This window comes from Cytobacillus firmus, assembly GCF_023657595.1.
GTDB lineage: Bacteria > Bacillota > Bacilli > Bacillales > Cytobacillaceae > Cytobacillus > Cytobacillus firmus_B.
The window spans coordinates 2,008,183-2,032,535 of sequence record NZ_CP098323.1 but is presented as its reverse complement, the minus strand read 5'-3'; the positions used below and the strand labels follow the sequence as shown (position 1 = coordinate 2,032,535).

General features: G+C 41.0%; 24 protein-coding genes. 4 read left to right on the top strand and 20 right to left on the bottom strand.

Annotated elements, in window-relative coordinates; all coding sequences use genetic code 11:
- Positions 1–68: 68 nt before the first annotated feature.
- Entirely contained in the window at positions 69–881 is an 813-nt protein-coding gene (locus NAF01_RS10385; RefSeq protein WP_250802235.1) for a uroporphyrinogen-III synthase, read from the bottom strand.
- A 178-nt stretch (positions 882–1,059) separates the two neighbouring features.
- Positions 1,060–3,063, bottom strand: a complete 2,004-nt coding sequence (locus NAF01_RS10380) for a lipoteichoic acid synthase (protein WP_250802234.1) — start codon at positions 3,061–3,063, stop codon at positions 1,060–1,062.
- Between the two features lie 415 nt (positions 3,064–3,478).
- Here NAF01_RS10380 and NAF01_RS10375 point away from each other — a divergent pair, with 415 nt between their 5' ends.
- Complete coding sequence (locus tag NAF01_RS10375) at positions 3,479–4,765, top strand: serine hydrolase domain-containing protein (protein WP_250802233.1); 1,287 nt, start codon at positions 3,479–3,481, stop codon at positions 4,763–4,765.
- A gap of 40 nt (positions 4,766–4,805) precedes the next feature.
- Here NAF01_RS10375 and NAF01_RS10370 read toward each other — a convergent pair whose 3' ends face one another.
- The 15 genes from NAF01_RS10370 to NAF01_RS10300 all read right to left on the bottom strand — a co-directional run bounded on the left by NAF01_RS10370 (position 4,806) and on the right by NAF01_RS10300 (position 17,077).
- The gene (locus NAF01_RS10370; RefSeq protein ID WP_250802232.1) at positions 4,806–5,480 is read right to left on the bottom strand and encodes a lysozyme family protein; all 675 of its coding nucleotides are present in this window, start codon (positions 5,478–5,480) and stop codon (positions 4,806–4,808) included.
- 139 nt (positions 5,481–5,619) lie between these two features.
- Complete coding sequence (locus NAF01_RS10365) at positions 5,620–6,513, bottom strand: NAD(P)-dependent oxidoreductase (protein ID WP_250802231.1); 894 nt, start codon at positions 6,511–6,513, stop codon at positions 5,620–5,622.
- Positions 6,510–7,271, bottom strand: a complete 762-nt coding sequence (locus NAF01_RS10360; RefSeq protein ID WP_250802230.1) for a hydroxypyruvate isomerase family protein — start codon at positions 7,269–7,271, stop codon at positions 6,510–6,512. Before NAF01_RS10360 ends, NAF01_RS10365 begins: the two co-directional genes overlap by 4 nt.
- Positions 7,268–8,143, bottom strand: coding sequence for an MBL fold metallo-hydrolase (locus NAF01_RS10355; RefSeq protein WP_250802229.1), 876 nt, complete (start codon positions 8,141–8,143; stop codon positions 7,268–7,270). The genes NAF01_RS10360 and NAF01_RS10355 overlap by 4 nt, the downstream gene beginning before the upstream one ends.
- Positions 8,144–8,263: 120 nt before the next feature.
- A complete protein-coding gene (locus NAF01_RS10350) occupies positions 8,264–9,631 on the bottom strand; it encodes a vWA domain-containing protein (protein WP_250802228.1) in 1,368 nt (455 codons plus the stop codon).
- Positions 9,632–9,747: 116 nt separating this feature from the next.
- On the bottom strand, positions 9,748–10,221 hold the full coding sequence (locus tag NAF01_RS10345) for a RidA family protein (RefSeq protein WP_250802227.1): 474 nt from the start codon (positions 10,219–10,221) through the stop codon (positions 9,748–9,750).
- Between the two features lie 295 nt (positions 10,222–10,516).
- Positions 10,517–10,867, bottom strand: a complete 351-nt coding sequence (locus NAF01_RS10340) for a 2Fe-2S iron-sulfur cluster-binding protein (protein ID WP_222496848.1) — start codon at positions 10,865–10,867, stop codon at positions 10,517–10,519.
- A gap of 95 nt (positions 10,868–10,962) precedes the next feature.
- Complete coding sequence (locus NAF01_RS10335; RefSeq protein ID WP_250802226.1) at positions 10,963–11,649, bottom strand: GntR family transcriptional regulator; 687 nt, start codon at positions 11,647–11,649, stop codon at positions 10,963–10,965.
- Between the two features lie 15 nt (positions 11,650–11,664).
- Positions 11,665–12,195 (bottom strand): chromate transporter, encoded by a 531-nt coding sequence (locus NAF01_RS10330; protein ID WP_250802225.1) that lies wholly within the window; start codon positions 12,193–12,195, stop codon positions 11,665–11,667.
- Positions 12,192–12,788 carry a chromate transporter gene (locus NAF01_RS10325; protein ID WP_250802224.1) on the bottom strand — a complete coding sequence of 199 codons (597 nt, stop codon included), beginning with the start codon at positions 12,786–12,788 and terminating at the stop codon, positions 12,192–12,194. The genes NAF01_RS10330 and NAF01_RS10325 overlap by 4 nt, the downstream gene beginning before the upstream one ends.
- A gap of 83 nt (positions 12,789–12,871) precedes the next feature.
- Positions 12,872–13,351 (bottom strand): GlcG/HbpS family heme-binding protein, encoded by a 480-nt coding sequence (locus NAF01_RS10320; protein WP_163141408.1) that lies wholly within the window; start codon positions 13,349–13,351, stop codon positions 12,872–12,874.
- A gap of 19 nt (positions 13,352–13,370) precedes the next feature.
- Positions 13,371–14,834 carry an aldehyde dehydrogenase family protein gene (locus tag NAF01_RS10315; RefSeq protein ID WP_250802223.1) on the bottom strand — a complete coding sequence of 488 codons (1,464 nt, stop codon included), beginning with the start codon at positions 14,832–14,834 and terminating at the stop codon, positions 13,371–13,373.
- A gap of 122 nt (positions 14,835–14,956) precedes the next feature.
- Positions 14,957–15,688: an iron-containing redox enzyme family protein gene (locus NAF01_RS10310; RefSeq protein WP_019382771.1), complete on the bottom strand. Its 732-nt coding sequence runs from the start codon at positions 15,686–15,688 to the stop codon at positions 14,957–14,959.
- A 223-nt stretch (positions 15,689–15,911) separates the two neighbouring features.
- The gene (locus NAF01_RS10305; RefSeq protein ID WP_048008848.1) at positions 15,912–16,682 is read right to left on the bottom strand and encodes a creatininase family protein; all 771 of its coding nucleotides are present in this window, start codon (positions 16,680–16,682) and stop codon (positions 15,912–15,914) included.
- 62 nt (positions 16,683–16,744) lie between these two features.
- Entirely contained in the window at positions 16,745–17,077 is a 333-nt protein-coding gene (locus NAF01_RS10300) for a 2Fe-2S iron-sulfur cluster-binding protein (RefSeq protein WP_048008849.1), read from the bottom strand.
- A 493-nt stretch (positions 17,078–17,570) separates the two neighbouring features.
- Between NAF01_RS10300 and NAF01_RS10295 the strand changes: the two genes are divergently transcribed.
- Both NAF01_RS10295 and NAF01_RS10290 read left to right on the top strand, forming a co-directional pair.
- On the top strand, positions 17,571–17,906 hold the full coding sequence (locus NAF01_RS10295) for a hypothetical protein (protein ID WP_197246196.1): 336 nt from the start codon (positions 17,571–17,573) through the stop codon (positions 17,904–17,906).
- 709 nt (positions 17,907–18,615) lie between these two features.
- Complete coding sequence (locus tag NAF01_RS10290; RefSeq protein WP_222496855.1) at positions 18,616–19,998, top strand: hypothetical protein; 1,383 nt, start codon at positions 18,616–18,618, stop codon at positions 19,996–19,998.
- 19 nt (positions 19,999–20,017) lie between these two features.
- Here NAF01_RS10290 and NAF01_RS10285 read toward each other — a convergent pair whose 3' ends face one another.
- Complete coding sequence (locus NAF01_RS10285; RefSeq protein WP_222496856.1) at positions 20,018–20,698, bottom strand: NAD(P)-binding domain-containing protein; 681 nt, start codon at positions 20,696–20,698, stop codon at positions 20,018–20,020.
- 91 nt (positions 20,699–20,789) lie between these two features.
- A complete protein-coding gene (locus tag NAF01_RS10280; protein WP_222496857.1) occupies positions 20,790–22,235 on the bottom strand; it encodes a hypothetical protein in 1,446 nt (481 codons plus the stop codon).
- A gap of 529 nt (positions 22,236–22,764) precedes the next feature.
- Between NAF01_RS10280 and nadX the strand changes: the two genes are divergently transcribed.
- A complete protein-coding gene (gene nadX, locus NAF01_RS10275; protein WP_163141430.1) occupies positions 22,765–23,571 on the top strand; it encodes an aspartate dehydrogenase in 807 nt (268 codons plus the stop codon).
- 30 nt (positions 23,572–23,601) lie between these two features.
- Here the strand turns inward: nadX and NAF01_RS10270 are convergent, their stop codons facing one another.
- Positions 23,602–24,276: a GntR family transcriptional regulator gene (locus NAF01_RS10270; RefSeq protein WP_163141433.1), complete on the bottom strand. Its 675-nt coding sequence runs from the start codon at positions 24,274–24,276 to the stop codon at positions 23,602–23,604.
- Positions 24,277–24,353 lie beyond the last annotated feature (77 nt).

The following is a 24,353-nucleotide window of genomic DNA, read 5'->3' as shown; positions in this document are numbered from 1 at the left end:
AAAAGAGCCTATACAGGCTCCATGATAAATTTTGCAATGCTGAACATTTATGAATACAAACTTCATTTCTAAATATCTTCTTCCGTATAATAACGGGCTAATTCAATTACCGCACTGCCTATCCTTTCGACTTCGGGGAAAATGACTCTAATAATCCCTTCTTCATATAAAGCTTGAGCAGTTACTTTTCCAACAGATAACGCAACAGTTTTTTCCGAAAAACAGGTTTTCAATTGTTCTTCTGTATTCTTTTGGCGGGCGAAGCTGAATAAATTCCTCACTTGTGGAGTGCTTGTGAAAAATACGGAATCGAGCTTTCCGTCAAGGATCTCTGAAAGCAGCAGACTCATCACTTTTTCCTCCGGAGGAATATGGGTATATGGAAGAATTTCTTCATAGACGGCCTGGTTATCTTCCAGCCATTGTTTAAGGAGCGGTGCGGGGTCGCCGTGAAGCTGCAGAGCTACTTTCATGCCTTTTAGAGAATATGCTGAGAGCTCTCGAAGTAATCCTGCCATGCTGCCGTCATCATCCCGAACAGCAGGTATGATATTAAGTTTTTTCAGCATATTGGCGGTTTTGTATCCCCTTACAGCAATATTTGCTTTTTGCAGGCTGCTGATCAGGGCATCACTTCTATTCATTTCAAGAGCAGTTTGATAAATGGTTTCAACACCGATTCCAGTCGTAAAAATAATCCAATCGAAGCTGCACTCAGTCAGCATTTCTACATGGTCCTGGAGTTTTTCATCTTTCAGCAGTAATGTTCCCTGAGCGGGCCTGCTGACAGCAGCCCCTCCCTGATTCTCCACCAATTTACTGATATCTTCTATTTTCCGTGAACCTAAAAGTGCAACTTTTTTGCCGGCAAGCTTTTTCATTTTTACTCCCCCTCGGTATGTACATCTATATGAATCATAATAAAATATACATTACAATAAAACAGTGATTAAGCACTTTAGTAAAACATATTTTACTTTCGTCCAGTTGTTTCATTTTTTAATTAAAAGGAATGCCATTAAAAAACTGCCTGCAGGCTCTCCCGCAGGCAGTTTTAATTTATTTATCAGCTGGTTCAGTTTCAGACGTTTCATCAGGTTCTTCGCTCTTCTTGATTACCCCATTGTTTTCTGCTTTGTAATCGTATTTTGAACGATCAACCGGTTCGAAGTTTTCCGGTTGGTAGAAGCGGAGAAGATCTCCGTTTACCACTTTATCAGATAGTGCCAATTTCTGCTCAGCACTTTCCTGGAGTTTTTTCGCTTCTTCAAAACGGCTTTCATCCAGCAGTTCACCCGTTGTTGAGTCATAGTACTTTCCGTCAACAGATGAAATGGTTGGGCTCATGAAGTCTCCGTTACGGAACGGCACAAGGTCATCATGATTTTCTGATAATAAGTCTGTACCGAATTGGAGATACTGTTTAGTATCAATCCCAAGCAAGTGCATCAATGTTGGCATCAGGTCGATCTGACCGCCAAATTCATGATTTACTCCGCCTTCCATGCCAGGTACACGGATGAATAGAGGAACACGCTGCAGACCGGCACTATCGAACGGTGTAATTTCCTTGCCAAGCACTTTTTCCATTGCTTTATTATGATTTTTGGAAATTCCATAATGGTCACCATACATGACAATTACTGAGTTTTCATACAGACCGGAAGCCTTCAGCTGTTCAAAGAACTGTTTAAGCGCTTCGTCAGCATAACGGGCTGTCTGAAAGTAATTATCAACTGATTTGTCCCCTGTAGTATGGGGCTCAATTGTCGCCATCTCCTGATCCATATGATACGGATAGTGATGGGACACTGTAATGAATTTAGAATAGAACGGCTGCTTCAGCGATTCCAGGTACGGCATGGATTGTTCAAAGAACGGCTTATCCATTAGACCGTAGTCAGCCATGTTTTCAGGTTTTAAATCATAATAATCTGCATCAAAAAAGTTATCATATCCAAATGATTTATAAATTTCGTTACGGTTCCAGAAACTTCCGGAGTTGCCGTGGAAGACCGCAGAAGTATATCCTTTATCCTTCAGAATTGCCGGCGCTGCATTGTACGTATTCATACCTTTTGTTGTAAAGGCAGAACCCTGAGGGAGCCCATATAGGGAGTTCTCAAGGATAAACTCAGCATCAGCTGTTTTCCCTTGTGCAGTCTGATGGAAGAAGTTGTCAAAATACGTTGTATTTTCCTCTTCTATCAGCGAATTCAGGAATGGTGTTACTTCTTCACCATGCAATTCATAGTTCATTAAAAATGTCTGAATGGACTCAAGGTGAAGGTAGATCACATTCATGCCTTCGGCTTTTCCAAAATATTTCGGATTCGGCTCAGCATAATTCGATTTTGTAAAGTTAATGACTTCAGTTGTATCACTGCTATCCGCCATAACTCTTTGTGCGGATGCCTTTGTGCTTTGCACTGCATCATAGATTGTATAATTGTACATGCCCAGATATTTAACAATATAGTTACGGTCAAAACCTCTTGTCAAAAGCTCAGGGCGGTCTGTTTCAGCAAGGCCCAGATTTGCAAAGGAAATGGCAAGCGACGCATAGATTAGGGCTGCTGATCTGCGGCGCGTCAAATCCTTTGTTTCCATTTTAACGGCTTTAAAAATAAGCAAGCCGGCAAGCACGATGAAATCAAGGAAGAAAAAGATATCAGTTGGCTTTAATAGTGAGCTGATGCTTCCGCTAACATCACCGAAATTTTGTGTCTGCGTCAATGTCGGCAGTGTAATAAAGTCATTAAAGAAACGGTAGTACACTGCATTTGCAAACAGCAGGAACGACAGGAAGAAGTACATAACCATCAATGCGATATATTTTCTTCTGCCTTTAAAAAAGAATGCAATCCCTAAAAACAGCAATGCAGACCCAAGCGGGTTAATGAATAAAAGGAACTGCTGCAAGGCACTTTCAATGCCTAAATTAAATTGTGTCATTTGAGTAATATACGTTTTCATCCAGAGCAGAAATACTGCTAAAAAGAAAAAGCCTATATATTTATTCAATATATCCTGACTTTTATGAAGTAAAGTATTCAAAATCATACACCTGCCTTCTAGCACATTATTGTAACATACTTCGCTAGTAATTTAAAAATTTAATGTTGGCAATCAGCCTAATTATTAGTTTACCTGAAACATATTAATAATCTATGAACAGGCAAAAAAGCCCTGCACAAGAATATAACTATACTCGCATTTAAAAAAATGTCAAGCATGTCCAGATAAACCGCTCTTTAATGCCGATAAAATCAGGGTGAGAGCCCTATTCACAGTCTAAGCTCATTTTAAGACATTTATAAATGCTGCACGTCTATATAGACGAATGAAATACAATTTGGTTTCACTTTTTATATAAAAACTTATGAATCTATAATTTTCCAGGGAAGGAGAAAAATCAGACAACAGCCAATATATATGAAGAATGGTAAACAATTATACATAAAGGCGGAATATTTTCATGGACAAGAAACAGCAAATTAATGAGTATATGAACACCCTTGCAGAGGGCAATTATTTTAATGGATCTGTACTTGCAGCAAATAAAGGAGAAGTCATTCTGAATAAAGGATATGGACTATCAAGTTATCAATATGCCATTGAAAACACGTCAGACACCAGGTTCCGAATCGGTTCTTTAACAAAGTCATTTACCGCCGCGGCTGTCCTGCTGCTCCACCAGCAAGGAAGACTGAATCTTTCGGATAAAATTAATGACTATATTAACAATTTCCATTCTGAAAACGGTGTGACCATCCACCATTTATTATGCCATTCTTCGGGTGTGGCTGATTTCACTTTCTCTTCTGAATACTGGGAGAAATATATGCGCCTTCCTTCCAGTCTGGAACAATCCGTCAATTGGATTAAAAGCAGACCGCTGCAATTTAAGCCCGGTACAAACATGCAATACAGCAATGCAGGATATCTGCTCCTGACTGCTTTAATTGAAAACGTTTCAGGTTTACCCTATGAACAATTCCTCCTGGAGAATATTTTTAAACCACTTCAACTAAAAAATACAGGCATTGATCATGGCCGCAAGATTGTGAAGGACTTGGCCAGCGGTCATTCGGTCTGGGAAGAGGTAATTAACGCAGAATTTGTAGATATGAGCATTCCACAGGGAGCATATGGGATGTACAGCACTGCTGAGGATTTATACAAGTGGACAGAAGCATTGCGGAATGGTGTACTGCTAAACAAAAACATGACCTTAAAAATGTTCACAGCCAGCCATGGCGGATATGGCTATGGCTGGTTTATTAGCGGCAATTCGGAGACAGCCAGACACACTGGGGACATCAATGGCTTTACAAATGAACTGTTGATGAACTTTAAAGAGGATCTTACCATTATCGTGTTGAGTAATGTAAATATAACTCCAGCGGACAAAATCTGTGAGGATATATCCAAAATCATTTTAAATAAGGAGGTTCGCATGCCGGAAAGGTTTTCTCCTGTAAGAGAGCCTATTCCATGGAGAAATCTTATAGGTGAATATAAATCCAATGAATTATATTCATCAGTCCATTGGGAAAACAATAAATTGTTTGTGACCATGCCAAAGAAATATGGGGCACTATATAAATATGAAATAAGACCTTTTACCCTTACAGACGGCAAAGCTATTTTCAAATCAGAATTTGTGTATGAGGTTTTTACATTTGATTTGAAAGGTCACTTTCTAGAGTTTGTAGATGTATATGGAAAAACGCATATTCTTAAAAAACAAACCGCACAATAAGGTGCGGTTTTAGTTTACAATAATATTATTATGTTTGGTTTTACCAAACTGATTTATATTCACCGTTTTTTCCTGTGCCTCTTGCTGTGAGAATCTCGATATTCTTTGTTACCTTAGTGGTGTATGTGAAATCGCCATAACAGTATGGATAGCGGAAATTATTCTTATCGCCTCCGCAATCATATACCTCTGGATTCTTTTCAGCCTGCTTGAGAGAGAATTGCTTAGCGATTTCTTCACTGTGTTTTCCCCCTTGTTCAGCGACAAAGTCAATATATCCGATTCCCATATTATAAGCCTGGATAACGGCAGGGAAGTCTACATTTTTTTGACTGCCATAATTTAATGCTTTCTGAAAGTGTTTTACTCCCTGTTTAATGCTCTGTTCGGGGTCCTGAATTGAATTTGGGGGCAATCCTGCTGATTCAGAAGCCTGCATCGGGTCACCTCCCTTCCCTTTGCTTTCCTGCTGCATGATTGCGGCCAGAACAAGTGTGTATTCTTCTAGATTGACCTCTTTCAATTCCTTTTCAAGTAAAGGCGTGTAATTCTGGACGTTTTTAGATACCAAATTTGGCATTAAAGAAACTGCAGTTTCCTTTATATTAATCTGCTTGAATTGGTCAAATAAGACGAAGATCAAAACCATAAAAAATAACAGTAAGGCTATATTTGAACTGCGTTTTGTACGCTTTTTGCTTTTTCTGCGCTTCATTGCTGCACTCCCGGTTTTCTCTATTATTATTTCAGATTATTATTATAGCAGAAAATACTGATATTTTAATAAAAAAACTCCTTACGTGAATTTGCAGGAAAATGATAAAGAAAAGCGGACGCATTTCTGCACCCGCTCATTAATCTTTCAGCTTCACAACAGTGCCCGTCTCTTCCTCGAGAATCTTTATCACTGCCGACATATCCTGCTCGCTTAGTTCTTTCTCTACTGCTTTTTGGAATGCTTTTTCTGCCATCCTCCCGGTAAATTGAGTAAGGCCGGCTTCCTGCAAAAGCTGGTTGGCAAGCAGGACGTCTTTATGTACATACTTGACTGCCCCTCCTGGTGTGAAATGGCGGGGTAATACGTATTGTTCCATATGCCTGCGTAGGATCTTGCTGTCGCCATAGCTTGTTTTCAGGACTTTTAATAGCTGTTCAGAATCCAGTCCATATGCAGCTCCGGTTACCATTGCCTCTGAGGCAGCCAGCGAGTGGACAGAAACAAGGTACTGATTAATCAGCTTGGCAATGCTGCCAGACCCCGAAGGTCCCATATATTCTATAGTGTCACCCAGCACATCAAGTACCGGCTTAACTTTCTGAAAGGCCATTTCCCCTCCGCCAGCCATGATCGTTAAAGTGCCGCTTTCGGCCCCTTCAGGTCCGCCGCTGACAGGACAGTCAAGATAACTGATTTCTTTTGCACCTGCCATCCTATTGATGATTTTACTCGTATCGGCCCCTACTGAAGTAAAGTCAATGCATATCGTTCCGGGCTTGGCATTGTCAATGATTCCTTGTTTACTCATATAAACGGTCATAACATCCTGAGGCATCGAAAGACACGTGCATATAATTTCACATTGATTGGAAAGCTCACTTACTGTCTCTGAATAAATCGCTCCATTTTTAATAAGCGGCTGCACTTTTTGGAATGTCCGGTTATGTACTGCCACTTGAAAACCATGGCCTAATAGCCGCTGGGCCATTCTGGAGCCCATCACGCCTGTTCCTATAAACCCGATCTTCATGAGGTCACCTCCTTCAGCCTAGCAAAGCTCTCAGCGCTTCTGCCTTGCGGATTATATTCAAGACCAATACTGCCTTTATAGTGTTTCTGCAAATATAGGAGGATCTCTTTATAGTTCATTTCCCCCGTCCCCGGCTCATGTCTGCCCGGAGAGTCTGCAATCTGTACATGTGAAACCAGCTCAGCATACTTTTGAAAAAAAGAAAGAGCCTGGCCATGTATTCTTTCAATATGGTAAAAGTCGAATTGAAGCTTCACATTCGGCAAACCGACACTATTGATTATCTCTTCAGCCTGCTGGATATCGTTTAAGAAATAGCCAGGCATGTCGATTGGATTGATTGGTTCAATTAATAAGTTAATTCCGTGTTCAGACATAGCAGTGCCCGCAAAGAAGAGATTTTCAATAAAAATATTCTGATTATTACTCGGGTGTATCCCTGCCATGCAATGAATCTGATTTACCCCAAGTCCTTTCGCATAACGGATCCCGATTTCAACTGATTCTCTGAATTCTTCTCTGCGATTGGGGTCTGCAGCAAGGCCCCTGTCCCCTTCTTCCCAATGACCTGGAGGCAGGTTTATTAAAACCAATGATAAATCATTGTCCTCAAGCTCATTTCTGATTTCTTCTATTGTATTAGAATATGGAAATTGGCATTCTACAAGATCAAAACCAGCTTCGCGGGCTTTTTTGAATCGGTCCAAAAAAGGGACTTCTGTAAAAACGGTTGAAAGATTAACAGAAAAATTGTTCATGGCAGCCTCCTGGAAGGTCCTTTCAGTTCATTTCCATTTGCAAAGAACTGTATCGTTTCTAACTCATTCTCATTCAGTTCACGATTAACATAGGATTGATAGGCGTTCTTCATTTCTTCCATCTGTCCTTCGTATTTTTCGCTTAGGTGGGCTGCTTTCCTGAGCATGGCCGCTTCCTCCTGGTATTCTGCCTTTGAGATTGCAGTCCCGTGGGATAAAATATATGTATCTGCATCAAATTGATCTATTGCATCTAATAACCGAAGCATGGGATCTTCCGTGTAATTCCATTTACTTGCGTAAAGATTCGCGTAAATCGCATCACCTAAAAATAATATTTTTTCTTCTTTTATAAATACCACTACGGAATCTGGAGAATGGTCCCCACCGACTTGCTGCAGTTGGCAAGTCACACCGCCGAGATCAATTTCAAGCTTATTCTCGAAAGTGATATCTGGAAGTTTAATTTTAATACTCCGGTCATTACCATATTCTTTCTTTATGGCGCTCGCGCAAAATTCTATTTCGACTCCGTTTTCCACACGTTCATCCAATGCTTCATCTGTCCATAAATATGGGATTAGTTTTTCCATTTCAGCTTTGGTCAGTCGGGAAGCAATAGATGGGATGTTCAGTCGAGACAATCCGAATATATGATCCCAGTGCCAATGAGTCAACACCACCATCCCTGGTGAAAGTATTTGATGTTTCTCCAGCTCGCTTAAAAATAGTTGAGCATGAGCTTCCGAATTTCCTGCATCAATCATCAAAGTCATTCGATCCCCGACCACAGCCCCTAAAATGGGACGGTCTGTTTCTGCAACAGGAGTAAGATACCAAAATCTGCGCTTTAGTTTTTCTAATGTTTGCATAAAATCCTCCCTTTGATTCTGTTATACTTTAATTCGGTAAAAGTGAAGAGAATCCTTTTTTTAGTCCTATATACAGACAAAGCCTGCTCTTAATGCTTTTTGAGCAGACTCTTTATAAATTTACTTATTAACATTTTCTAAAAATCGATCTGTTATCTCATCCCAATTATCAAGGAATGAGTCACGATTTAGACTATCGAGCTCTAAGAATAAATCACGCGCCTCCTGATCCACTGTCAAAAAATATTCCCGATAATGATCATCATATCTTAAGAAAACATCTGTATCAATTTTCTCTTGATCATTCAAATAATTTACCGCTGATTGGAGATTCTTATGTTCCCTGTTCATCTTTTCCTGCTCTGTTTTGTGCCACTCGTTCAGCTGTGATTGAACATTATTAAACAGACTGTTAATGGCTGCATTGGCATCTTCATGCCATTCAGACCACACTTTAGCCATTTCAGCTGTCCTGTTAAATTCAGATTTTAGATCCTGCTGATTTTGAACGTTCACAAACTGGCCATTGGCGGCCTTTGCCATTTCCTTTAATTGACTAAGACCATGGTTATCTACCTGATAGCCAATGATATTGACAACGGGCTTGAGATTGGACGCACCAAGGCTTTCCATTGCTTTAACTGGATCTCCTCCGCATGTTTCAATCCCGTCGCTGACTAAATAGATTATGTTGGTATTCATCTCACCATCCTTTTCCTTTAAATCCTTCATCACCTGCTCGACAGCTTTAGCCATAGGTGTCCAGCCTGCAGGCTTAAACTGATTTAATGAGTTTGTGAATGCAGCAGGGTCATAAGCTGAAAGCGGATAAACTTCTTCAACCTTTCTGCAGGACTTTTCTTTATCTTTTTCCTGACCTGTGCCCACATGTCCATAAACGCTGAGAGAGACATTAGCTTTTTGCGGCAAACTCTCAACAAATTGCTGAATTGCCTCTTTGGCTAAATCCATTCTTGTCCGCCCGTTCTCGAGCGCACCCATGCTGCCGCTGGAATCCAGCAATATAGCCACATTATAATTTTGTTTAACCTGCAGATCTTCCCCCCCGGCATTTGGATCTGTAAACTTCATTGCTTCCCATTGATCAATTGGCACATTAGGCAAACTAAGATTTTCTTTAAACAGCGCAAATATCTCCTGTTCCATTGCCTCTATTTCTTCCTCTGACGAATCCTTATTAATGTCAGGAAGCTCATTAAGCTTATTTTTTGCTTCTTGTGAAAACTCTTTTCCTGCAAATTCTCCTGTCATGTCATATTCAGCAGATTCTTTGAAAGACTTGGGAACAGGAGGAAACTTTTTTACAGTTTGCTCTGAATCTTCTTCCTCAGCTCCTTCCACACTTTCAGCTGATTTCTTTTGATCAGACTCCTTTTTATCGTCCTTATTCTCTTCAGCTGAACTGCATGCAATTAGAACAACTGCAGAAAGAATAATGGTTACGATTAGCAGTAATGCTCTTTTCATAGTACCCTCCTTCTTATCTTCAATATCCTCAATCATTTTACCATGACAGTGAATCTATGAAATTAGTTTTAAGTCACAAAAAAACTGCTCTAAATTGAGCAGCCCTTGTTCGGAATTTATTCTATTTCAACAATCATTTCAATTTCTACAGGAGCCCCGCCTGGCAGTGAAGCTAATCCCACTGCTTTACGTGCGTGTCCATTTTCCTTGCCGAAAATATCATGCAGCAGTTCTGATGATGTATTTATGACGATTGGATGATATTTAAAGTCACTTGTTGAGGCAACATATCCATCCATTTTGATGATTCTTTTCACTTTATTTAAATCTCCAATTATTCCTTTAAGGGCTGCCAGCAAATTCAGCGTACAAATTCGTGCCGCATCCTTTGCTTCTTCGATCGAAATGCCTGCCCCGACAATTCCGGTATACTTTTGAAGACCATTGACTCTGGGTGTTTGCCCGGATAAATAGACAATCTTTCCTGAGATAACGCCCGGTTCAAAAGGCATTCGGATATCAGTCAATTCAGGGAGCTGGATATTCAGCTCTTCCAGTCTTTCTTCAATTCCCTTTTTTACCCCTTCCATCGCTATGCCTCCTGGGAAACACTTTGTTTTAATGAAGAATAAAGTTGTTTAGTGAATTTAAATGAGCGGTGAGTATAATACACTTTGGCGAAAGCTTGATTTTCACAAAGTGAGCATTTAATTTCATAAGGAGCTTTTCGAATATGAGGTGTTTTTAATATTTGCATGGCTTCTTTTAAATGAGTGCTGCAAACCCACATAATTTCACCTTCTTCTATATTATTGGAAATTTATTTTGCATTCTGTAACGTGCAGAAGCTAAGTTCCTTCATTACAGAATGCATTCTTCGGAATCTCATTTTCCTGTTGAGACGGCTTGCTTCAATTTATCCGGTTTTCTCTTCTTAACCTGATCTGTCACTTTATCATCCCAGGAAATGGTAACATCCCCTTTTGTTACAAAAGTCTGGCATCCTAAACGGTAGCCTTTTTCCAGCCACTCTTCTCCCAGCTTTCTTCTTTCCTGGATTTTCACGTTGTCCAGATATTCGGACCCTTCTTCTGTTTTAAAAACACATGTGCCGCAAATACCGCCGCCGCAGCGATTTGGCAGATCACCATCATAGCGGAGCGACATTCTTAATATATTAGAATCCTCAGGCACTTCCAGAGTTTTGCTGCTGTTGACAAAATGGATGTTTGGCATGAATGAATTCCTCCCTGTGATTTCGTTTCTTGGTTCTTGGTATACAATATACCATAAATATAATATTCAGACAATACTAAGCTTTTAATTATTTATTAGTTTTTAGCAGTCCCTCTCTTTTTAATTCGGTTAATATATGCCATATAGGCCTTCTTTGAGTTTTCAATATGAATCCTCATCAGGTATTCCGCTATTTCGGCATCTTTATCGCGAAGTGCTTTCATAATATCGATATGTTCTTTTAATGAGTCCTTTCTTCTCCCAGGTGTTTCATATCCCATATTGGCAGCCATGTGAATGAAATCAATCAAACCTGATAGAATTTCATATAGCTTTGGGCTTTTGGATGCCTTATTAATCAGCCTGTTCATCTGGATATGTTCGGAATTGAAGTTTTCTTCATCCTGTTCACTTAGCTCTATTAGTTCCTTAATCTTGAGATCGAGTTCTTGTTGTGTACCTGTATCCATTCTTTGTGCTGCCAGTTTTACTGCCAGCACTTCCAGTGAAGCGAGAATCGTAAATACCTCCAATACTTCATCCTCTGAGATATTGGAGATAACCACCCCTTTTCTGGGAACTGTTTTCACGAAGCCCTGGGATTCCAGCCTGAACAACGCCTCCCTAATCGGTGTGCGGCTGATGTTTAGTTTGGCTGCAAGTTCTCTTTCTACCAGTCTGTCCCCTGCCTGGTATTCTCCTTCTAAAATAAGTTTTTTCAGATACAAATACGCATGTTCGCGTATAGATATTAAGTTATTTTCCCCCCATATTTTTTCCATTGTTTCACCGCCTGTTTAAGATAAAAAGATCCCTCCATAAAATAAGGCTCCGAATATAACAAGAGAAGGATGAACCTTGAATTTGATTAATGTTAAATAGCTGACGGCTGCAAGAAGTATAAGGTGCAGCATTCCGCTTTTTTCGAAGGCTGACATAAAGAACTGATAGGCCATGACAGCCAGAAGGACCGCAATGACCGGCTGTACGGATTTGGTCATTAATTTCACTTTAGGAGAATCTTTAAATAAATTCACAAACTTAAACAGCACAATCACTGCCAAAGCGGATGGCAGGATGGTTGCGGCTAAAGCCACCGCCGCACCCAATACTCCGCCTAGTTCATAACCGATAAATCCGGCCATTTTGGTTGCTATAGGACCCGGCAGCGCATTGGCTATGGCGAGAACATCCCCAAATTCAGCGAGTGTCATCCAGCCATTGTTATTGACTACTTCAATTTGTATGAGGGGAATTGTTGCGGGTCCCCCTCCGTAACCCAATAAATTCGCTATAAAAAATGCCCAAAAGATATCCCAATAGATCATGAACTTTTCTCCCTTACTGGCATGTACTCTTCAGCTACCTTTTTATTCGCCTGTTCTTTCCGGTGGGCAATATAAAAAGCAGTACTTAAGATAATTGCAATTAAAATACCGGGATGCCATTCCAAGAATTGCACAAAAATTAATGACACTGCGGCCAATATAAGGTTTTTTGGCAATCCTAACCCCTGGCTGCCTTTCTGGTAAAAACGATAGGCCATCTCTGCCAGCATAAAACCGATCACTGGTGTCACTCCCTGCACCATTCCACTGACAATTGGGGACTGGCGGAAAGAGTATAAAACGCCCAGCAAGGCTAGCATGGCAATAATGGAAGGAAGTATATGCGTAAGGATGGCTACAGTAGCACCCAAACTGCCTTTGACTTTATAGCCGATATAGGCAGCCATCTTTGTTGCAATCGGTCCGGGCAAAGTATTGGCTAGAGCCAGAGTCTCTCCGAATTCCTCCTCCGTCATCCACTTATATTTCTTGACTGCTTCAAATTCGATCAGTGGTATTGTCGAGGGACCTCCTCCATACCCTGTCACACCGGTACGTGCAAATCCAACCGCCAATTCAAGATAAGGCTTCATGCGATCCTCCCCTTTTTTAGGTGCTTCTGACTGAAGAAGGACCTCATTCCGCTACTATTAAAAACGAATGAGGTCCCTTTCTATTATTTTTTAATATCTGCTTCGGTTACGACTTCATAGCCGTCTTTTTCCAGGTAAGTTTGAAGGGCTTTTAGTGCAGCAGTCCCAACAGCGGTATCCTGCTCGCCGTTTCCTCCGCTGATGCCGATTCCTCCAACAACCTCACCATTTACCACAATTGGGAACCCTCCGACAAACACAGCAAATTTGCCATTAAGCATATGCTGAATGCCAAATGCCTCATTGCCAGGCAGGGCAGGCCCGTTCGGTTCTTTATTGAATAGGTGGGTGGAGCGTTTGTGGCCGGCGGCAGTGTATGCCTTAGCAATCGCAATTTCCGGGCCAGTGATTCTTGCTCCATTCATGCGTTCCAGGGCAATGACACTTCCGCCGTCATCGACAATCGCAATTGTCTCAAACACATTGATTTCAGCAGACTTTTCCTTTGCTGCTTCAATCATCAATTTTGCTTCTTCCAGTTCAAGCTTTAAAGCTGTTTTCATCTTTCATTCTCCTTTAGTTTTAATAGCCGATATAAACGGTTTTTACTTGAGTGAAAAACTCCAGGCCAACCCTTCCTGATTCCCGGAAAGTAGCCGTGCTTGATTGCTTTAATCCGCCAAACGGAGCATTGATTAAGTTGCCTGTTGTAGTCCGGTTCACTTTTACCGTGCCTGCCTGGATGTCTTTAGTAAACTGGCTGGCTATTTTTAAGTTATTTGTCACGATGGAAGCAGATAATCCGTAGTCAACGTCATTTGCAACCGCAATGGCTTCTTCATATGTATCTGCCTCGATCACGGCAATAACCGGTCCAAAAATCTCTTCCCTGGCAATACGGTGATTCGGTTTGACATTCGTAAAAATGGCAGGCTGAACAAAATATCCTTTTTCATATTGGCCTTCAGTCAGCTGTTCACCGCCATATACAAGGTCTGCACCGTCTTCTTTTCCAACCTCAATATACTTTAGAACGTTTTTCAGCTGCTTTTCATTTGCCAGCGGACCAATTTTAACTCCTTCTTCAAAGCCGCTGCCAATTTTAAGGGCACTCGTTTTTTCAATCAATTTGTTTACAAATGCTTCCTTTACTTCCTTCATTACAATTACTCTGCTTGTTCCAGTGCAGGCTTGGCCTGTTAAAGAAAACCCGCCATTTACTGTTAATGTTGCCGCCAGATCAAGGTCAGCATCTTCCATAACTAAAAGCGGGTTTTTGCCGCCAAGCTCCATTTGAGTACGGGTGGTGAAAGAGCTCTTGCTGTGGATGTCCTCACCTGCAGCTGTTGAACCTGTGAATGTAACAGCCTTGACGGCAGGGTGGGTGACTAATAAATCACCTACATCGGAAGCCCTCCCTGTAACAAAGTTTAAGACCCCTTTTGGTATACCTGCCTCGTGCAGTGCTTCTACAAGCCGGACAGCAATTAGAGGGGTATCTGATGAAGGTTTGAACACAACTGTGTTCCCTGTAATTAATGCTGGAGCAATTTTTCTCGCCGCAATGGAGATTGGAAAGTTCCATGGCGTTATGACACTTACAACGCCGAGCGGTTCTCTTTCCGTTGAAACTCTCATTTTGGGATCATCATTAGGGAAGGTTTCACCTGTGAAGCTTTGTCCCTCAACCGCATAATAACGAAGCGTCTGTGCGGAACGGAGCACTTCATTTTTTGCATCACTGACATGCTTCCCTTCTTCTCTTGTCAGTTCTTCTGCAAATTGGGCGGCATTTTCTTCAAGGTATGCTGCTGCTTTGTTTAAAATGGCTGCACGCTTGGATGGCGCTGCCTTTGCCCAGCCCGGGAATGCTTCTTTCGCGGCTTCAATCGCCAGCTTGACATCTGTTTCATTGGATGCCTGAAAAACGCCGACGACATCTTCAGTATTTGCCGGGTTAACACTATAAAACTTCTTTTGGCTCCCGGATTCCTGCCATTCACCATTAATATAATTATGGAAGGTTTCTACTTTTGTTGTAATCAAATGAAATCACCTTACTCTCTGTTTATTTCTCCCTTTACTGCGCCAAATTCTCTGGTTATAGAAAGGGCCGCCACATAGACCTCGGATGACAAGATTTAGTGTGACGGCCTGGATAATAGATATTATTTTGCTTCTACTAAAGAGCCAAGATCCTGTTCAAGATATTCTCTCCATAGGCCATCCATGTACATGCGGCGCATCTTCGCACCTGTGCGAACGACTTCCAGACAGCGCTGCTGCAATTCAGGAGTGTCAGCATGATCTAAAACAATCTTATAGCCGCGTTCTCCATGGATTTCATCGGATACGATATGAAGATCGAAGAATTCGATTTCTTCATCTGTAAATCCGTATTGGGCACGAAGAGCAGGAGTCTGCTTTCGATAAATGTCCGGTACCTGTGACTCTAAGCCGACAACAAGAGCTGCTGTAGCTACAACGAAGTTTTCACGGGCAGCAACTGCATAGCACCAGCTTTGAAGACCTAGTGTAGTCGGTGCCATGTTTTCTGGATTAATTACGCGTTCGCGAGTTGTTCCGCATGCCTCTGCAAAACGAATCAGCAAGTCTGTATGACGGTCGGCCGCAATTTCTTCTTCATACATATTTTGAAGAGTGAAATCTTTTGCTGCTTCGAATTTCGGATCGGTTGGAGTGTTGTGATAGATGTACGCTAAGTAGTCAGCAAAAGGCCCTACATAGTGGTAATGATTTTCAGCCCATCTCGCAAAATGCTTTCTTTCCAGTTTTCCTTCAGCCCAAGCTACAGTGAATGGAGCTTTCTGACTGTGGTTTCCTTTAATGGCTTCCTCTAGTTCTTTGCGAAATTCATCTTTAGATAATAATTCTGGCATGTGTAAACTCCTCCTCGAAATTTATGTAGCCTATTGGCATTTGATATTTTGTATACCAAAACTTCTTTTAAAAAATAATAGGTTGCTAATTTTCAGCCCTATTTAATCTTGTTTTTGGTCTTTGGTATACCTTAATGAAATCATAACCTATTCTTTTTTAATTGTAAACACAATTTTTAGAATTTTTTAAAGATTATTTTTTCTCGCCGCTAGTTTGTTAGAATTAATAAGGAAGTTCTTCTTTCAAATCAAGCAGTTCAGAAAGCTCCTCAGTAAGATGATCCAAAGCTTCCTCTACAATTTGCTCTCCGATTTCCCTGCTCCCTTGCCGGGCATCACCTATACAGCCGTTTCCAGTCATTTCTTCGTAAAAATAAAATCCCTGGACAGCCTTCCCCGGACGGAGCTTTTCCCATCTGCCGCCTTGCTTGATTTCTCCTTTTTCCAAAAGGTCCTTTCTGACCAGTTCCGGAGCCAGATACAGAGCTTCAGATACCTCCCTTTCGCAGCTGTGGCCAAATAGAGGGGATTTAACATATTTTCCGATAGATTCCCTGGCAGAGGCAGTAGTCTTTGCATAGTAGACTTCTACTTCTAATTCCTTCGTGATAGTCATTGCTGCGAGATTCAGTGTAGATTGGTTTCCGCCATGGGAATTCAAAAACAGAAACTTCTTGATGCCATGCTGTTTCAGTGAAGAGACCATATCTTTCAGAACAGCAATCAAAGTAGACGGCTGAAGGGTGATGGTTCCGGGAAAATGAATGTGATGCTCGGAAACACCCATATTAACTGTTGGTGTCACAATAGCATAAGGAAACATTCTTTGCCCCAGTTTAAATGCCATTCTTTCCGCGAGCACTGCATCACAGCTTTCCGCCATATGAGGCCCATGCTGCTCATGTGCTCCGACCGGAATTATAGCAAACTCTGCATTTTCTAAGGATTTCTCGACTTCCTTCCATGTCATCTTGGTAAGCTCATAACAATTCATTTTCTTATTACCCCGCTTATTCTTCGGTATTTTGTATACCACTAAATAATAAAAATAAAAAACTATTTTGAAATAGCTGCAGTTGTTTTCTTGGGAGGTTTAACAGAGATATTTTCCTGGGATATTTCAATATCACTTTGGATAGTCATCTGACAAGTTAACCGGTATCCTTCTTTCACTTTATCGCCAAGCATTTTTTCTTCCTTCCAATTTGGCGGCGCGAGATCATCTCCCCCGTTTAAAACAATACAAGTGCATTTTGTGCATCTTCCCATGCCACAGCCATATTTTAATTCTGGAAATTGGCGGATCCCTGCCAGAACAACCAAATTGGCATTATCCTTTACTTGCTTCTCCACAATCTCCCCATCCACATGAAGTTTCACCTTTGGCATATCATTACCCCTTTCAGTTTATTCTAAAAATTTAGATACTTTTTTCAAAGTATACAACCTTTCTGTAAGATTGGCAAACTGGTTTTTTATTTTTTTGTTGGAAATGATCCTGGAGATGGAACACTTGCTGTTTTTTTATACAGTATGAAGGTTTGTAGATGATATAGGAAGGAATAACTCCCATTTTAGGTTGCGCTCGCTTATTATCGGCGTTATTAAGGAGGATTAACAACCATTTTTAACTTGGCTCACATATTTTCGTCGTTAATCGGCCATAGGAGCTGCCATTCATAAGCTGCTTAACATAATCAAACGGAACTTTTACCGAATTATTAAAAAATTTAGAATATACAATTGAATTTTTCGAAAATTTAGTATAAAATACATTTAAAGTTATTGGTATACAATGTTCCAACAAAAAAAGGGAGGTATGCTGCCTAATTACATATTGAAAAACACTGAAAATATCAAAATAAAAAAAGGAGTGTTTTAATTGGGTAAATATATTGTATTAACGAATAAAGATACTTTCCAGACCATTCTTGAAAACGAGGGACTGAAGCCGGTTGAGACGTATCATTTCTATTTTTTCGATAAACTGAAGGCAAAGTACACAATTGCAGAAGTTTTGGATGAGAATATGAAAATCCAATTGTTTGAAGAATTTGAAGGAAAAGAGTATGTAAATCATATCGGTGTTAAATTTTTTGAACGTTTTGAAACGCTGGAAGCTGCCAGAGAAGAATTGGATGAGATTGTAAAGGCATCCGGCAATAGTGAAGACTCCATTCACTCGAAGCTGGTTAAATCTGATGAAGTAGCAGTATAAAGTGAAACTTCAATCAGTGGGGAGTGCTTTTCTCCCTGCTGATTGTTAGTTGAGGCCCACAGGACAAGAAAGGCTTCGTCAGCATGAGCATCGCACGACCAAATGCGACAGCTTTTGGGAGGAAGTGGGTCACAAAGACGTTGCCACAGGACAAGGAAAGCTACGGCAGCGATACATCGCACGACCGAAAGCGGCAGCTTTTGGGAGGATGTGGCGTTTTTAGTCTTTGTTCTTCTTTTCGGGCCTTTACGGGCAGTTTGACCCCCACTTATCCTCCCTTGATTCATCTGAGTCTTGATGTGGGGGTCTTACTGGCCGTTAGTCTGCGATAAAAACTTCTTAAAACCCGGGAGAAGCCGCTCTTCTTCCGGGTTTGCTGTTCACAAATAATAATTTTATAAAAGAAAAAACCGCCAAAGGATGGCGGCATAACTAGAATTTTAATGTTCTTCTTAAACGGGCTAATTTTCTTTCAGTTTTCTCAATTGCATATTTGGATCCAAAAAGAAAATGGAACATCGGGGCAGCCTCCTTTTTTTCTCTTACCTGTTATCATTATTATAAGATGAATTTTTAAGATTTACAATACAATTGTATACCAAATACCAAAATATAAGAATATTTGTGACTGATTTTTGAACAATTATATAAAAATTGGGATTTTGGTATACAATTTATGTTGAAATTCAATTAAATGAGGGTGGCTGATATGCTAAGAGTTTTATTTTTGACAGTGATTGCTTTATATTTGCTGTCCACCTTGCTTCCGCAGTGGAATATTGATTCTCTCCTTTCTATCTTGTGTTTTTTCATCGTCGTTTTGACATTCCGGCTTACGAAGAAATTTGTACAGATTCTCGGGGGCGTTTTCCTGACTTTAGGTGCATTCCTGCTATGGACAAGCAGCTCTGAGTGGCAGCAGTATATTTTTGCTTTTGGACCAATGCTTGATTTGCTTACCATGTTTACTTTAATACCCATTTTGGGGATTCCTGTTAAACTGGGACGATACGGGGAAGGCATCCAGGCCATCATTCAAAAACGTGTAAAAACATCTGGTCATTTGTATATGATGACTTCTGGAATCTCTTACTTCTTCAGCATTTTCATGAATCTTGCCACCCTGCCCATGACTTATTATTCTATCAGGCCGGCTCTGGGGAGCTTTCCGGTAAGGAATAAAGAGCGGTTCATGAGCAGGGCTATTTCCAGAGGGTTTGCAATGCCTTTAATTTGGGCGCCTGTAACGCCTATTGTGGGGATTGTGATAACGATGACGGGGGTCAGCTGGGGATCCATCCTCCCTTATGTCATTCCGCTGAGCATATTAGGATTAGCAATGGATTGGTTTATTGGATCCCGTCAGTCCCAGCCAATGAAACTCCCTCACTCTACAGATGAATCTGTGCATGAAACAGCTGCAGCCCTGGAAGTGACCAATGACAGTCGTCCGGGCAGAGTTTTTCAGATCCTGGTGGCAATCGCAATATTTAATGTCCTCGTATCCTTTGCAGAGACACAAGTTTCGTTGCCATTCTTAATTCTTGTATCGCTGATCGTCATTCCATTTGCTTTCAGCTGGTCCCTTTTTTTACGTAAAGGAAAAGAATTTGGCCATCAGCTGTCTGACCATTTCAATTCCTTCGCGATGAGCATGAAGGATCAATTTTTTATCTTTTTATCAACAGGCTTTTTTATCTCAGCGATTAATATTTCGAAGGCAAATGAAATCCTTTTTGACTGGATTGCAGCTTTTATAAGTGTGGCAGGAGTCGAGATATTCCTGATCATACTTCCTTTGATTCCTTTAGGGCTGGCCTTTCTGGGCCTCCATCCAGCCGTTTCCCTGGCTTTGATGATTGAAGGAGTAAACCCGGAAGCCATCGGTATTTCTCCTCATATTCTGACAGTCGCAATGCTTTCCGGCGCAGTTTCCGCCTTCTTAGTAGGCCCATATAATGCCACTCTTGGTCTCATGTCTAACATTATCAAAGTCGATTCCTATAAAGTTTCGAGCTGGAATCTTCCCTTTGCGGCAGTTTATGTTGCCTGCGTAATGTTCTATTTGTTTATGCTGGAAAGATTGCTCTAATAGGAAAAGCTGCTGAAAATTAATCAGCAGCTTTTTTAATAGATTCCTGTATTTCCTTCACAATTTCTTTTGCAAAATGCCCCAAAGTGCCTTCGCTGTAAGAGCGAATGACTTCCGGTGCAAGGGAAGTAAGACCTCTTTTAATGTAAGCTGGGTCGTATCCTTTGCCTGTCAAATCATTCTCAATTTCAACAGCCGTTTTCACAGCATAATAGGTTGCCAGTTTATTTATTTCTGCTACTCTCTCTTCGCTGTCTTTTATGATTTCCCCCACTGGTCTAAACAGGTCCTGTATGGGAGCAGGGAGTTGGTCCTCAGTAATAAATAATCCCTTTCCATTCTCCATTAAGTCTCTTGAATGCCCCATGTATTTCAACCCACACACCTTACAGGAAGGGAACCTTTCTTTAATCTTTTTCGTTGGAAGAGCGGTCGCCATATTAATGAAGACAATCGAAGAATTCTCTGGAATTATGCTATCCATAAAAGAAATCACTTTTCCAGCCGGCAATGCGAGCAGGATAATATCCATATGTCTCATTTCGTTATCAGTTAAAGGATGTGCGTTAGGATACCTTTCAGCAAATTGTTCTGCCTTTGAGCTGTCAGGATGAAAAATACCAATTGGAAGATTTGATTTATTCCAGTGAGTCATCATCGCTGAACCTAATTTCCCTATACCTGCTAATCCAATTTTCAAATCCTCACTCCTCTCTTATAAAAAAGACTACCCCCTAAGTTAGTTTATACTAACTTTGCAGGATAGCCTTCTTTATTTCAAGCTTACTATTTTACCAGATTAATATGGCAATTAAGGTTGCGATAAATAAACTGGAGACGACTGGAATAAAGTTTTTCCTGGCCAGCTCCAGCGGTGAAATCTGCAGGAATCCTGCTACTGCAACAAGCGAAGACCAGGCAACAATCGTTCCTCCACCCCAGATGGCACCCATTTGTCCGATGGCTGCTAATGTGGAAGGGTCAATATGGCTTCCACTTGCTAATGCACCTGATAAGGCACCTGTTAACGGCAGCCCGGAAAAACCGGAGCCATCTAAGCCGGTGATCAGACCAACAATTAAGAGGCCAAATCCAGCAATAAACGCATTTTCAGGAATATAAGCCTGGCCTGCCTGTATCATATCAAATAAAAAAGCAGGTTTGGCAGCGCTTTCATCTAATGATAAAATGGTGCCGGTAAAGTCTGAGCTTCCCATAAAGAAGAATCCTGCTATTGGAATAACCGGAGCCATCGCCCTGAAGGCAAACACGAAGCCTTCCGTTAAATGCTCGCTTATCTTATCTAAAGCATGGATGCGATTAAATGCCACTGTGGCAAGCACCAATAAAAGAGTCGCAACACCGCCAATAAAAGCAGCTCCATCTGTTCCTTCAAAGCCTGACCCGCCTGTTAATTTGGTTGAAAACATATAAATCATAACACCCAGCATCGATAAAGGCACTAATACAGCAAAAACCTTGCCCCATGTATTTTTTCTCTGAATGATTTCAGCACTTTCTTCAGCCGTAGCAGCAAGCTCATTCGCTACACCAAAAAAGGCAGCATCTTCAGGGTTTAACGAGGAGTCATGGTTCCCATTTTTCACGATTGATTTTCTATGCGCCACATAAACATAGGTCAATGCAAGTACACCTGTAATGACGGAAAGAACCAGTGTCTTATCCGCAACCAGGGCCTTATCAATTCCAGCTGCTTTGGCACTGAGCATCGGTGCTACCTGCATGATATAGTCAGAGGAAAGCGCCATACCCTGACCGGCAATGACAATAACCATGGCTGCTGTCATTACAGGCAGCCCAGCTCTGACTGCTGCGGGTACAAGCAGGGCACAGATAAGCGGGACAGCAGGTGTTGGCCAGAAAAAGAGAGAAATCACATACGTTGTTACCATTAAAACTAAATAAGAAATATGCCCATTCACCATAACCTTCTCAATCGGACCAATAAGCCTTTTGTCAGCTCCCAAATCCTTCAGTGAATTGAGTAGCGCGATCATGAGAGAAATGATTAAGAATATACTGAATAACTCTTTTGCTGCGAGGAGATTAGCGTTAAACACAGCCTGAAAGCCAGCGATCAGGCTGCCTTTATAAATGACTGCCACAAAGAAAGTTCCGATGATAACCGGCAAGACAACGCCTCTTCTAAAAAGCATCGTGGCGATGACAGACACAGTAACAATTGCATAGACCCAATGAGCAAATGTTAACTCCATATATTCCCCTCCGTTTTTCGTTATAAATAATAACCCCTATAAAATATTGCAAAAGACAGATTGCAAGGTTTTCTGTTTTTCTATGGCTGACTATGTAATACCCCGGCATTTTGCTTCACTAGAAGGACTTGTAACTTTTACCAAAAAGAATACAGCATTTGGTGGATTGTATACCAAATTCATCAAAAAACAAAAAAGCGCTTTTCATGGATGACTTGGTTATCTGCTGGTGCACCGCTCTCTTCATGCTATACCAATCTCTTATGCTCTTTAGATGTGCAAACATCGTCAAGAACTTGAGACCACCACCACCTCCTCTTTACACTATTTTAAACTTGTATACTATAATAACACTAAAAATAGCTATTGTGCAAATAATTTTGAAAATTTAGATGTTTTAATATTTTCTATAAAATCTATTGCTCTATTAATGTTTTTAAGTTAAAATCTAGAATAAAATTGCACAAAGTATATCGTATACCAAATTTATGCGGTTTTTTAAGGGTGATCCCGAGAAGGAGTGATAAATATGTTTAAAGCTGGAATTATCGGCTATGGAACGCTGGGGAAAACCATAGCGGAATTAATAGAAGCCGGCCATGCCGGCAACGTGGAGTTAAAGTCTGTGCTTGTTAGAAGCACTAAAAGTTCAGAGCATGCTGATAAACAAGCATTTACCCTTACATCAGATGAAGACGAATTTTTTAATGGAGATTTAGATATTATCATAGAATCAGCAGGTCATCAGGCATTGCATATGTTCGGGGAGAAAGTGCTGGCAAATGGAAGCCATCTTGTGGTGCTTTCTGTTGGAGCATTAGGAGACACCGGTTTTTATGAAAAACTGCAGGCTGCGGCCAAGCAGCATGACCGGCAGATCTTTGTTCCCTCTGCAGCAATAGCCGGCCTGGACCGGATTGCAGCGGGAGCATTGGGTGAGATTGAAGATATTACCTTAATTACAAGAAAGCATCCGCGCAGCTGGAAAGGCACGTTTGCGGAAGAAAAAGTGGATCTGAATATGCTGACTGAGCCATTTTGTATTTATGAAGGGAATGCACGGGAGTCATCCAGGCTGTTTCCGCAGAGCGTGAATGTTTCAGCAGCCCTTAGCCTTGCAGGGATTGGCTTTGAAAATACAAAGGTGAAGGTGTATGCCGATCCGACTATCCAATCAAACACACATACCATCAAGGCTAAGGGTTATTTTGGCGAAGTAGAGATATCCGTTTCGAATGTTCCTTATGAGGAAAATCCAAAATCCAGTCCAATTGTCGCCATGAGTGTGGCTAAGGTTTTAAATAATTTAACTTCGCCATTCGTGATTGGCATTTAATAAAAATTAAGAAAGAGCTGAGGCTCTTTCTTAATTTTTGTCTTCATTCTGCTGAACCGCTTCAATATATGCTTTTTTTGAATTCTCAATATGTATTTTGGTCAGATACTCAGCCATTTCCATCTCTTTATTAACGATGGCTTCCATGATTTTTAAATGCTCCTCCATGGACTGCTTTGCCCTGCCGGGATTTTTATGCCCGATTTTGGCAAATGCTCGAATGTAATCGGACAATCCGCTCAGCATCTCATAAAGCTTCACATTTTTGGCGGAGCTATATAGGAGATGATTGAGCTCCCTATGTAATTCAGCAGCATCCTCTTCAGGATTGTTCAGAAACTCCTGTACCTTCTTTATGCTGCCTGTGAACTTGTTTTTCATTTCATCATCCAGCTTTTGGACGGCCAATTTTGCAGCCAATACTTCAAGGGATGATAAAATGGTAAACACTTCAATAATTTCCTTTTCAGAAATATCGGCAACGATTACGCCTTTTCTTGGAACTGTCTTTACAAACCCTTGTGATTCCAGGCGGAACAGCGCTTCGCGAATTGGCGTCCTGCTGATATTTAACCGTTCAGCAAGTTCCCGTTCCACAAGCCGGTCTCCCGCTTTGAATTCCCCGTCTAAAATAAGATCCTTAATATGCAGATAAACCCTCTCACGTATTGAGATCAGATTATCTTCTGTCCAATTGTTAACCATCCCTTTCCCTCTTTCTCCCTTTAGTAACCTTACTGCCCATTATAACTTACCTGTCAGGGTAACAGCAATTTTTTGGC